Here is a 12,067-nt window from a genome sequence, read left to right on the forward strand (position 1 = left end):
CGTATCCTCCTCAGGCGGCGATCAGGATTTCGCCCTTACCGACATCGGCCAGGTCCCCATGGTAGCGTCGAACCAGGCCATTCGTAGGAACGGGAGGCTCCACCCCAAGTTGCGTGAGCCCTTTGAACAGCATTCGGAGAAAGACCGGCGCATAGGTGCAGTCGTAGGCAAAGGTCGGCAGCAGGTCAACGGGCCGCAGGCAGACGATCGTCCCCTTCTGCATTCCACCTCCTGTCCTGATGCCTGCCTGGCCAAACAGACAGATCGTCCCGTTCGTCATCATGGCTCCCAGGAAGTCCTCGGCATTCCCTTTGATGACGATGAGGCCTCGCCGCATATAGGCGCCCACTTCATGCCCGACGTTCCCCCCGACTATGATAATCCCGCCCTGCATGCCGTACTTGCTGCCCCGATAGGCGGCTCCGACGCGATGCCTGGCATTACCCGTGACGCGGATCAGCCCACCTTGCATTTCGACACCGAGGAAATCGTCGGCATTGCCTTCGATGAGGATCTCGCCGCCTCGCATGTACGACCCGGCATGCATCCCGGCATCGCCACGGACGACGACCCGACCTCGCGTCATTCCGGAGCCGATCCACTTCACCCGTCCCGCGCAGCCCTCAATGATGATCTCGTCCGACCGCTCCCCCTCGACCTTGAAGAAGTCGCCAAGTCGGTGGCTCTCATTTCCCAATGCGACGGGCATCGCCTCGATCTCGGCCTGGCTGCGCTCGACGAACAGATCGGGCGAGATCGACTCAGCCTCAAGCGGGATATTCGTCGGAATCTCTTTTGTATGAAGTACGACTGGTGACATGCTACCCTCTTTTCATAAATCAGCTGTCAGCGATCAGCCTTCAGCTAATAGCTGATGGAGGTGAAAGTGATGTTTTCCCAGCTTTCCGCCGTAGTTACCGGCGGAGATCTTCATGACACCTGGACCGCACGCGGCTCGAATACCAACCCGCATGGCCTCTCCTACCGCCTCCGGCGTCAGGCCATCGATGACGATCTCAAGGACCGCCCCGACCCCTTCCGGCAGTTCACTCCGGACCGCCCCTCTCAGCGATGGACAGAAAGCCGTGTTGCTTGAGGCATTGAGGAACTTGTAGCGGGAGCCAACCTTACTGCCGGATCTGACGATACCGCCGGGGAAGGGCATAATCACGCCTCGCACCTTTCGCATCGCCTCAATTGCCCGCTCCGCGCCCTGCAGGGTTCCGGACAGCTCGCTTCCCAACAACAAGAAGTTGCCGCCGGCGACACCCTTTTGTACGCCGAACCGGTCTTCGACAATAAACTCACCGTCCATTACAGGAATCCGCCAGAAACGGCGAGGTCCGGTCCCATTGCCGGTCATCCGCGAGTCGAATCGTTTGCTGATCTGAAATCCGTCGCCGAAGAACTTGAGCTTGCCCCCTATCGACAGACGATCTTCCGCCTCCAAGGCGTTGTAACAGGCCGAGGAAGGAGCGGTCATCACGCACTGGCCGATCCGGTTGATAAGCTGCTCCTGAACCGCCTTTTTTGACATGGCAAACAGCAGCACACTTACGCCGGGGCGGTCATCAGGAGTCTCCTGAGGCTCGATCCCCTCGATACTCACTTCACAGCCGCAGCCAATGACTGACGTGCCGAAACCTGCCATGCTCCGCGCCGCCTCCAGGGCCCACGCCTTGCTGCACGCGGTAATCAGTACCCGGCCGGCATAAGCGCCGAATGCCTCTGCATATGTCTCGTCGATGCAAACACCATTAATCTCCATCGTGTCTCCGTCAGATCAACAACAATATCATCGAGGCGCTCCCACAGGGATCGCCTCTCGGTTGGGGATGTCCTCAATATCGATTGGGAAATTCTGGTACCGGATCGTATAGTAGTTTTCGAATTCGGTCTTAAAGGTCGGATCCATCTCGCCGACTTCAGGCGGGATAACAAACAGCGTCTTCCCGTCAGGGCTATGAACGATCTCACCATCTCGAAGGACCATCTCTCCGCCCTTGATGACATAGACCGGGTGCTCAAACATCTGTTCCTTATCGCTATCTTTGGAATAGATCGTAATGTCGGCATCCGCTCCGACCCCCAGGTGGCCCTTGTGCGTGAGCCCCAATGCTCTCGCTGGACCCGCCCTGGAGATGATGGCAATCTCATTCAGGGTGTACTCACGGTCAAGGGACGACAGGATGGTCTCGGGCATCACACGCTTGTGAACACGCTTCAGCATCTCATCCCGGAACGGTTTGTCCATGAGCAACCTGATGATCCAGGGATAGAAGTAGAAGGGACCGCCGTTGGGATGATCGGTGGAGAGGAACACCCGCCACGGATCACGGATCAGGAGAAAGAGCTCCAGCCCAATGGCCCATTGAAGGGCGTTCACAAAGTTATTCTCTCGATATGTGTACGGGACGATCCCGCACCCTGACTCTACCTCTATGTCCTGGTTGTACCACTTATTCTTACTGAGCTTGTACAACCGGTACTGCCACGGGCCGTCCGCCGTGATGGTAGTGGCATCGCCGAAGACGATCTGACCGATGTCCGTCGTGATGTTGGGATGGGTGTTGATATACTCCGCGATTTCAGTCGCCTTTGAGCAGAAGCCGCCCCAGTTTTCCCCGCCGTAACTGTGAAACTGCGCGTGCGCCACGTGGAGCCGTGCGCCCTCGAGCGTCCGCATCGTGTCTAAGGTCGTCAGGTAATTATTGGGTGTGCCCAGGCTATTGGCGTGCAGGTGGATCGAGTGAGGCAACCCGAGGCTTTCGTTGGCCCAGGAGAGCGCCTTCAGAATCTGGCGCGGCGTCACGTCGAAATAATGGACCTTGTCGTCAAGATTCGCGATATCCTTCCCGTACTTCCACTGCTCTACCCCGCCGGGGTTGACCAGTTTCACGCCATAGGCCTTCAACGACCGGAGGAGCCAGGCGACATATCGCTTGACCTTCTCCATCTCGCCGGCCTTGATGAACTTCAGAATAAACTCATTACTCCCCAATTCGATATACAGCCCCTTATCTACGATCGGGATGTCGATCAACTCCTCATGGGTATGCCGAACGCCGATGGGGGCGTTTGCGCCCTCCATCACCGTGGTATAGCCCATCTGAGCATACAGGTAGCCGGTCGCAAATGTAGAAGGGACCGTAGAACCAACGCCGGATCTCATGCCGGGTTTCGCACTGAACAGCATATGCCGGTGGTCCTCCGGCCTGAACCCGCGAGCCGCGTTGACCGCCGGACTGCCGATGTGGGTATGAATATCGACACCACCTGGCATAACCACCAAGTTACTGGCGTCAATGACCTCGGCAGGCGCGGTGCAGGACTCTACGATCTTTCCATCCTCAACACAGATCTCTTTAATGGTCCCATCGATCCCGTTCGCCGGGTCGTAGACCTCGCCGCCGACAATTCGTAATGAGCGTCCCATGTCGATTATCCTCAGCCTCTACCGGCCGGGGCGGGAGCGGCATTGCTATGACTCTTTATCGCCTTTATCTTTGCGATAATGCGCTCAAGGATCTCCCGATCCGATGGGTAGGGTGACTCAACCACCTTTTTGAACAACAGGGGGATGTGATCCATCCTGTACGCCATTCCTCCGGCACCGATGGCGCCCTGCGCCGACGGAATCACGATGTCGGCGACTCTGGTCGTATCGCTCTCTTTAGGATCGATGGCAATCAGCGGGATTGATTTGAGATGCTCCCCCATACTGCCGGGAAAGTTCCCGATGGCGTCACCCGCGATCACTAGCGACGCATCGATCTCTTTACGGGCCAACATATCGACTACAGAAAATTCTCCGGGGTTGAATCGGGGATAGCCGCGACTCATGTTGACGTGGAACGGAAAGCCGGTTTGCCATGTCAGCACCTGTGCCATTCCCACCACATTCCCGTGACCCCTCATCGCCGCGCACGAAAACTTTGTAAACTGGTTGAGATCTTGAGCGAGCTTGAGCAGCGCAACAAGATTCAGGTATTTTCCTCTGGTCTGGGTCAGACCCATCCCCCAATAGATGATCCCGAACTTGGCGCTCTTCATTTTCTCTACAAGCGCTTTCAACTCATCGACTGGTATGCCTCCAACCTCGGCCTGCGGCAGTTCGTGGCCCCTCACAAGCGCCCTGAGCGCAGAGATGACCTCGTAGTCGGAGTTCGGTTTCATCTGGATAAAGGCGTCGGCGATTCGTGTGGTCGGCGTCGGCCTGACATCGACATGAATGACCATCCGGTCCTTCTTACCCTTGGGGGTGAACATCCCCTTGACGGTGACCGAGTAACGAGTGGCGTGCCGTGGGTGAGCCTCGGCCGGATTACAACCCCAAAAGATCACCAGATCGGCCCGGTTCTTCGTCTCTCCAGACGTGCAGGTCGGGATGCCGACGGTCATCACCGCCTGATAGCTCGGCGCGTGACAGACCGAGGAGGTATGGTCGATATTCGCACCGATCAGATCGGCCAGCTCGATCGACGCCCGCTGCGCGCCCAGCTCGGTCGAGTCGAGTCCATAGATGAGGGGGTACTTGGCCTTGGCGAGAATCTCTGCCGCCGCATCGATGCACTCATCAACCGTCGCCGGTTTTCCATGAATCCTCGGGGTCGACAACCCCTCCAGGTGATGGAGAAAGGTGGCTTTACCCAGGACGCAGGCATTCTTAACCTCTACGATCTTCCCATTCTCGACCTTGACCTCAAGATCGTCACACGTCACACCGCAGAAGGGGCACACGACGCCCGTCATCACATACGGTTCTTTCACAGCCGGTTCTTTCACGGCAACGCTCTCAGCCATGGCGTTCAACCTCCACCGTGATCCCCTTCGAATCCGGCATCCCTGTAGCCTGGGTATCCGGACCGATCAGGGCGTTACTCAGTTCTCCATAAGGAATAAAGACGATCCCCTGCGGGATATCGGTTTTTTTCAATTTGACCACGATCGAACCGTAGTTCGATTTGACCCGCGCCTGAACCCCGTCCTGTAACCCTAACGCTTCAATATCCTTGAGGTTCATCTGCAAGGTCGAGACCTCGTCTCGGTACTCTTGGGCTTCCTTACCTAGATGGGCTGAACTTCCCTGCTTGGTCGATCGACCGGTAATCAATATAAACTGTGTTTCAGACACCTGATTCTCACTCCTATCCTAATAGTGAAATCTTACCACAGAACCGATTCAAGCAGAACCTACACGTTCACCTGAACAGAGAAGGTGAGAGTTGAAGCGCCGATATGCGCCACCCGCAATGAAGCCTCAGGCGAAGAGCCGTCTCTGAGCAATCTCCAAAGCCTTATTCTCGTCAAGAACCACGAACTTCTCCGAGGTTCGGATGGTCTCGAGCATTTCGATCTCGACATCATATTTCAGGACCCCAACGGCGAGCGCGCCGATTCCCTTGATACCCGGCGCGATCTCTTTCAGATCATCATTCGGCGACAGGTTGTAGATGCCGGTCGGGGGAACGGCATTGACGTCGGCCACAAGCTTACCCGACGGGAGCGCTTTCAGAACCGCCTCTGAAATCATCTGCACGCCGGCCTTGCCGGTCGTCAGGATGACATCAGCGCTACGCAGATGCGAGATCTTCTCATCATCCGTCGCCATTGCGGCGCCCTTGACTGAGCCTCCCGTCTGCGCTGATAGCCGTTGGGCCAGACGCTCGACGGCACTCAATTGTCTGGAACCGATAATCACTTCGGCCCCCAGCTTCACGCAGAGACTCGCCGCAACCGTACCCACGGGGCCCGTTCCGCCCGGGATGGCAACCTGTTTGCCGCGCAATCCGCCGAGCGCCTGCTCCGCCTTGGCAACCAGCGCCACAGCCGTCGTATACGACCCCTTGGGATCGATCATCATCGACACCTGGAAGGGGGGGAACATGCTCTTCACAGCGGTCTCACGGACCCGCTCGGCCGACTCTATGTCGTTACCCCCGATAAAGAGCGCGCTAAACTTGGCGCCTTTCGGCCCACGGGAGAAGATGATATCCTGCACCAGAAGGACTGCCGACTCCTCAGTCACACTACCATATGGAATTACGGCGTGGAAACCCGCATCGTACGCCATGTTGATGTCAAATGGACTCGGTTGGGATTCCGTCGTCAAAAAATAGAGCAGGTGCTTTCGCTCTGTCGTCATAGGCCCTCACTCAGTGGAAATAATCAAAGGGGCTGGCGGGCAAGAAGCCAATCAGGCCTTCAGTGCTCGCCCGACAGCCCCCTTCGATGTAGATGATCGTATTCTTTAATTCTGCCTCGTATCGATCCGACTACGCGAATGGATGCTTGACCTTATCCTTCTGCGCCAGGATCTCACTCATTGAGGGCTGCTCTGCCAAGGCCCGCGCGATCGACTCTTTGGTCGCCTTATAGTTGTAGTCGTAGATCTTCTTATTGTCATCGGCCTCCCAGTGGATGAAGACGCCGACCACGACCGCCAGGTCTTCAGCATCCTTGGCGGAGATCACGCCTTCGGCAACGCTATCCACCACTGCCTTCGCCACAGCCGCCTGGGCTGGGCCGAACATCTGGACCGCCTGCTTCGCGCCCTTGATCGTCACCTTGTTGAACATCACCGTCGCAGGCTTCGCCAGCAAATTCGGCGCTACGACCGCCAACAGGGCGCTGTGTCCCGCACTCTGCTGAGCGAGACGCTGTGCGAAGACGGCGCCGACGGGACCGCTCTTGGGACCAATCATCAGGTCAATATGTGCCACCTCGTTGCCGTCACCCGCCAATGACTCGCCAACCATGATATCGCGCATCGACATTCCTCCTTCTCCTTATTCACCCTTACCGGTTAAGTTTACCGCTCACAACGATTTATCGTTACTCAGACACGAAGCTCATAATTTAATTTGAGCAGATCATCATGTCAAGCTTTTTCCCTCTATCGCTCAACATCTCAGTTCAGATATTGAAGTAAAGGTGGGATCAACAGTCAGACGTTACTGAGGTGTAAGCTCGGAACCATAACAGCAGGGAAACACCGCGCGTCACATGCCTAAGGCGATTGGACGATAGGCGGGATATTGGAGTACAGGATCGTATCGGACGCCTCCGCCTTGTAAATGGACGAGGGCGGTACAGGGGCCGGCGATTGCGCAGCGACTACCTGTGTGACCGCCTTGATTGCCCCATTCCTCTGACGCTCCCGTTGCCCGCGTCGGTACAGGCCGAGGACTTTGGTTACGTAATCCCGAGTCTCCTGATAGGGAGGTACGCCCCTGTACCGAAGGACCGCGTTCTCTCCGGCATTATAGGCGGCCAATGCCAGCGTAAGATCCCCCTGGAACAGGTCCAGGAGTTGGCGCAGGTAGCGGACGCCGGCCCCGATATTCTCGTGAGGATCGTAGGCATCACCCACTGAGAAGCGCCAGATGGTGGCGGGCATGAGTTGCATCAACCCTTGCGCCCCCTTGCGCGAGACGGCCTTGCGATTAAAGTTCGACTCCACCTGAATCACGGCTCGAATCAGGGCGGGATCAATCTCGTACTCAGCAGCGAGGGCGTCGATCAGTTCTGACATGTTCGCGCCGGTAAGTCGGGCGGTGGAAGGCAACACTCCCGGTTGGAGCAGCCTGTGCTGCGGTGTTGTCGGCGTATTGGTAAAGTGAGTGATCCCGTCCTCGTTGATTCGGTAATAGATCTCCCCTCGCGCCGGTCCTGCCGATAGCAGGACGAGGCTCGCCAGCGCCATCGCAATCCGCCAACTCTTTCTCACACCGCCTCCTAGTCGTGGCCGCAACTATGATTTTTACCGTATACCAAACCCAGCCTCCGGATGCAAGCGGAATCCGCCAACTTCTGCCTTAGAAGCCGAAACTCGAGAGCAGCCGCTCGGTCAGGTAGAACAGCAGAATGCCAACAAACACCATGAGCGCCATCAGGATCCCCTTCTCGCGGTTCACCTCAGGCATCAGGTCAGACGCCGCCACATAGATCATCACCCCGGCAGACAGCGCCAACCGATATCCCAACAGCCCCTGGAGATAAGATGCACATATCGCGCCAACTATGGTCGAGAGACCAATGCCAATCGATGAGCTCATCGCCACCATGCGAGACCTACCCGCAGCCAGCATAATCGAGCCGACCGTGAACCCCTCTGGGATCTTGTGAAGAGCAACCGCGACAAAGATTAAAAATCCCAATCCCACACTGACATGAAAACCCGACGCAATCGACACTCCGTCGAAGAAGGTGTGGATCAACAGCCCAGCGAGGGCAAAGAGGCTCACCGACGGCGCCAGGACGACCTCCGTATGAGTCTCCTCCCCGAAGTGAAAATGCGAGGCCAGTATATGTTCAGCAAAATGGATCAGGAGATAGCCGGCCAGAATAAGCAGGGGGGCGTGATCGGTGAGACGAATACTTTCGGGAATCATGCCGAGGAAGGCCGCTCCGAGCATGAAACCGGCTCCAAGGGCGATGAAGTATTTGAGCAGCGCCTCGTCCCATCGCTGTTTGATCGTGACCAGGAGCCCGCCCGCCACGTTCGCCGCGGCGGCTGCGCAGCCAAAGATCAAGCCGATGTAAAAAGAGTCCATGATTGTTACCCCGGAGGAGAGTTGGTGAAATGGTAACGTAGCTGGTCGTTGCCCCCTTGTCAAAGCATTTGTCGGTGTGCCTGGCTACCCAGGGAGATTCGCTTTGCCTGGAAGGCTGCTGGAGATTATACTTATAATAGAAAAAACAGCCAGTTTACAGCTTTGAGGAGGCTACATGGACGCAAGCGGAGAGCAATTCGATGCGTTAGTGCGAATTATGGAGCGGCTCCGGGCAGATGATGGATGCCCATGGGACCGGGAGCAGACGCGGCAGACCTTGAAGCCGTTTCTGATCGAGGAAGCCTATGAAGTGGTGGAGGCGATCGACGAGGGCGACCCCAAGCAGATCATGGGAGAACTCGGCGATCTGCTCTTTCAGGTGGTCTTTCACGCCCAGGTCGCGGCCGAGCGGCGAGAGTTCACCATAGGGCAGGTTCTGGCGACTACAGCCGACAAGATGGTACGCCGCCATCCCCATGTCTTCGGCGGCGGCACAGCCTCTACGGCCCGTGAGGTCCTGGATCAGTGGGAGGAGCTGAAGCGCAAGGAACGTAGTACTGCGGCCGCTAGCCCCGTATCGGCCCTGGACGGTGTTCCCAGAGAACTGCCGGGCCTTCTCCGCGCTCAACGGCTGCAGGACAAGGCCGCAAGGGTCGGATTTGACTGGCCTGAGATCTCGGGAGTCACGGCAAAGATCGAAGAAGAGCTTGGCGAACTCAGGGAGGCCATGAAGACCGCTGCGCCGGAGGAGATTGAGCAAGAACTGGGGGACGTGCTGTTCAGCCTGGTCAATCTCGCCAGATTTTTGAACTTGAGCGCCGAGGAGGCGCTTCGCAAAAGCATCACGCGATTCGCGACCAGGTTCCAGTCTATGGAGAAGGCGCTACAGCGGGATGGTCGCCATATGAAAGAGATCGGCCTGGAGGAGATGGAGCGGCTATGGCAGCACGCCAAGCGTCAAAACCGCTCCACCGGCGCATGACATTTTTTGGCCATCCATGACTTGAGTACACACATGATTAAACGACTCGTCATCTGGTGTATATTGATAGGTATCGCGCTGGCGTGGCCTGCCGCCACCTACTCGAGGTCGGCGCCCACCGCCAGGCCCGTGCTGGCCATTCAGGTCGAAGGGGTGATCGCCCCCAGTACGGCCGACTATATCATCCGCGCCATCAAACAGACCGACCACGAGGTGGCCCAGGCCCTCGTCATCGAGCTGGACACCCCTGGCGGCCTTGATCTCTCGATGCGCGCCATCATCAAGGAGATGCTGGCGGCCGAGCGCCCGATTATCGTCTATGTCTCGCCCAGGGGCGCCCGCGCCGCGTCCGCCGGCGCCTTCATCACCCTGGCCGCTCACGTCGCCGCCATGGCGCCGGGAACCAATATCGGTGCCGCCCACCCGGTCAATATGGGGGGCCAGATGGATAAAGAGATGACCAAGAAAGTCACCAACGACGCGGCCGCTTATATCCGAACTATCGCTGAGCAGCGCGGCCGGAATGTCCAGTGGGCCGAGGATGCCGTCCGTAAGAGTGTCTCGGTGACCGAGAAAGAGGCGCTGAAGCTTAAGATTATCGACGTCGTGGCGGACAAGCTGGATGACCTGCTTGTCGCGCTGGATGGCCGGGAGGTCACGACGGCCCTCGACAAGGTTACGCTCCACACCAAGGGGGTCGAGGTCAGTCGGCTCGAGATGGGCCTGCGCGATAAGATCCTGAAGGTAATCTCCGATCCGACCATCGCGTACATGCTGCTCATGTTGGGCATGGCCGGGCTCTATTTCGAGCTCTCGACCCCGGGCGCCATCCTGCCCGGTGTCCTTGGGGGGATCTGCCTGATCCTGGCCTTTTACGCCTTCCAGACCCTGCCCATCAATTACGCCGGACTGCTCCTGATCCTGCTGGCGATCATTCTGTTTATCGCCGAGGTCAAGGTCGTCTCCCACGGGATACTTGCCGTAGGCGGGATTATCGCCATGATCCTCGGCTCCACGATGCTGATCAGGAGCCCGGAGTCGTTCATGCGGATCTCGCTGCCGGCGATTCTGGGGACAACAGCGGTGACGGCAGCGTTCTTCATCTTCGTCGTCACGATGGCCCTCAGGGCCCAGCGCCAAAAGACCACCACCGGCGCGGAGGGCCTCATCGGGCAGATCGGAACGGTGAGGACGCCGCTCACACCGGAGGGAAGCGTCTTGGTGGGAGGCGAGCTCTGGTCGGCTCAATGCAAGGAGGGAGCTGAACCCGGCAGCAAGGTCCGGGTCCGGGCGGTGAAGGGGCTCATGTTATTCGTCAGCAAAGACAATGAGGCAGTGACCGTCGAAGCCGATGCCATGTCAACGCAACAACGACAGGGAGGGCAGGCATGAATCCCGTGCAGATTCTCTCGACCGTTTTCGGCTTAGTCCCGATACTCTTTCTCCTCATCCTGGCGCTTTTCATCCTTGCCAGCTCGGTCCGTATACTCCCTGAATACGAACGGGCCGTGATCTTCCGTCTGGGTCGTCTCGCCAAGGCGATCGTGAATGTGGGCGGCACCGGCAATGGACCAGGCCTGATCCTCCTGATCCCGATGATCGATCGGATGACGAAGGTCAGTCTGCGGACGGTGGCCATGGACGTTCCCTCCCAGGACGTCATCACCAAGGATAATGTGTCGGTCAAGGTGAACGCCGTGATCTACTTCCGGGTGATCGACCCGGAGCGCGCCATCGTCCAGGTCGAAAATTACCTCTTCGCCACCTCCCAGATCGCCCAAACCACCCTCAGGAGCGTCCTGGGACAGTCGGAACTGGACGAGCTGCTGGCCGAACGCGACCGGCTCAACCAGCGGCTTCAACAGATTATCGACCAGCACACCGATCCATGGGGGATCAAGGTGACCGTGGTGGAGATCAAGCTCGTGGACCTCCCGCACGAGATGCAGCGGGCCATGGCCAAGCAGGCGGAGGCCGAGCGGGAGAAGCGGGCGAAGATCATCCACGCCGAGGGTGAGCTGCAAGCCTCCGAAAAACTGGCGCAGGCGGGCAGGATCCTGGCCACAGAATCTGTCACCATCCAGCTTCGATACCTGCAGACGCTCACCGAGATCGCCACAGAAAAGAACTCCACGATTGTTTTCCCGATCCCGATCGACATCTTGAAGATCTTCTTGTACGACCAAAAAAAGAGTACTCAGTCATGAAGGCCATCTGGAAGGGAGTGACTATCGCCGAGAGCACCGATACAGTGGTCGTCGAGGGCAATCATTACTTCCCCCGCGCCTCGGTCCGATCCGAATGTCTCCGCGAAAGCGCCACCCATAGCACCTGCCACTGGAAGGGCGAAGCCAGCTACTACGACCTGATCGTCGGCGATGCAGTGAATCCGGACGCGGCGTGGTACTACCCTGTGCCTAAGGACGCCGCGAAACAGATTGCCGATCGCGTCGCGTTCTGGAAAGGCGTCCAGGTCATCGAGTAAGAGGAGATTTTGGTACCCCTCGCCGTTCAGGGCGGGGTGCAGTTC

At 57.9% G+C, this 12,067-nt stretch carries 13 protein-coding genes; 4 read left to right on the forward strand and 9 right to left on the reverse strand.

Features of this window, described 5'->3' with window-relative positions:
* Positions 1-10: 10 nt before the first annotated feature.
* The 9 genes from KGL31_12415 to KGL31_12455 form a co-directional block, all read right to left on the reverse strand.
* Entirely contained in the window at positions 11-820 is an 810-nt protein-coding gene (locus tag KGL31_12415) for a formylmethanofuran dehydrogenase subunit C (protein ID MDE2322695.1), read from the reverse strand.
* Between the two features lie 33 nt (positions 821-853).
* Positions 854-1,768, reverse strand: coding sequence for a formylmethanofuran--tetrahydromethanopterin N-formyltransferase (fhcD, locus tag KGL31_12420; protein ID MDE2322696.1), 915 nt, complete (start codon positions 1,766-1,768; stop codon positions 854-856).
* Positions 1,769-1,795: 27 nt separating this feature from the next.
* On the reverse strand, positions 1,796-3,436 hold the full coding sequence (locus tag KGL31_12425) for a formylmethanofuran dehydrogenase subunit A (protein ID MDE2322697.1): 1,641 nt from the start codon (positions 3,434-3,436) through the stop codon (positions 1,796-1,798).
* An 11-nt stretch (positions 3,437-3,447) separates the two neighbouring features.
* On the reverse strand, positions 3,448-4,803 hold the full coding sequence (locus tag KGL31_12430) for a formylmethanofuran dehydrogenase subunit B (GenBank protein ID MDE2322698.1): 1,356 nt from the start codon (positions 4,801-4,803) through the stop codon (positions 3,448-3,450).
* Positions 4,796-5,134, reverse strand: coding sequence for a formylmethanofuran dehydrogenase (locus tag KGL31_12435; GenBank protein ID MDE2322699.1), 339 nt, complete (start codon positions 5,132-5,134; stop codon positions 4,796-4,798). Before KGL31_12435 ends, KGL31_12430 begins: the two co-directional genes overlap by 8 nt.
* A 126-nt stretch (positions 5,135-5,260) precedes the next feature.
* Complete coding sequence (locus KGL31_12440; protein MDE2322700.1) at positions 5,261-6,145, reverse strand: methylenetetrahydromethanopterin dehydrogenase; 885 nt, start codon at positions 6,143-6,145, stop codon at positions 5,261-5,263.
* 130 nt (positions 6,146-6,275) lie between these two features.
* The gene (fae, locus tag KGL31_12445) at positions 6,276-6,776 is read right to left on the reverse strand and encodes a formaldehyde-activating enzyme (protein MDE2322701.1); all 501 of its coding nucleotides are present in this window, start codon (positions 6,774-6,776) and stop codon (positions 6,276-6,278) included.
* Positions 6,777-7,009: 233 nt separating this feature from the next.
* Positions 7,010-7,705: a lytic transglycosylase domain-containing protein gene (locus KGL31_12450; protein MDE2322702.1), complete on the reverse strand. Its 696-nt coding sequence runs from the start codon at positions 7,703-7,705 to the stop codon at positions 7,010-7,012.
* A 112-nt stretch (positions 7,706-7,817) separates the two neighbouring features.
* The gene (locus tag KGL31_12455) at positions 7,818-8,555 is read right to left on the reverse strand and encodes a ZIP family metal transporter (protein MDE2322703.1); all 738 of its coding nucleotides are present in this window, start codon (positions 8,553-8,555) and stop codon (positions 7,818-7,820) included.
* A 175-nt stretch (positions 8,556-8,730) separates the two neighbouring features.
* On the opposite strand from KGL31_12455, the gene mazG reads away from it, so the two are divergent.
* The 4 genes from mazG to KGL31_12475 are packed head-to-tail and all read left to right on the forward strand — an operon-like array spanning position 8,731 to position 12,022.
* Positions 8,731-9,537 (forward strand): nucleoside triphosphate pyrophosphohydrolase, encoded by an 807-nt coding sequence (gene mazG, locus KGL31_12460; protein MDE2322704.1) that lies wholly within the window; start codon positions 8,731-8,733, stop codon positions 9,535-9,537.
* Positions 9,538-9,570: 33 nt separating this feature from the next.
* The gene (locus KGL31_12465) at positions 9,571-10,929 is read left to right on the forward strand and encodes a nodulation protein NfeD (GenBank protein ID MDE2322705.1); all 1,359 of its coding nucleotides are present in this window, start codon (positions 9,571-9,573) and stop codon (positions 10,927-10,929) included.
* On the forward strand, positions 10,926-11,744 hold the full coding sequence (locus KGL31_12470) for a slipin family protein (GenBank protein ID MDE2322706.1): 819 nt from the start codon (positions 10,926-10,928) through the stop codon (positions 11,742-11,744). Before KGL31_12465 ends, KGL31_12470 begins: the two co-directional genes overlap by 4 nt.
* Positions 11,741-12,022: a DUF427 domain-containing protein gene (locus KGL31_12475; protein MDE2322707.1), complete on the forward strand. Its 282-nt coding sequence runs from the start codon at positions 11,741-11,743 to the stop codon at positions 12,020-12,022. The genes KGL31_12470 and KGL31_12475 overlap by 4 nt, the downstream gene beginning before the upstream one ends.
* The last annotated feature ends 45 nt before the right edge of the window (positions 12,023-12,067 follow it).

The organism is Candidatus Methylomirabilota bacterium (assembly GCA_028870115.1).
In the GTDB taxonomy this organism is placed as follows: Bacteria; Methylomirabilota; Methylomirabilia; order Methylomirabilales; family Methylomirabilaceae; genus Methylomirabilis.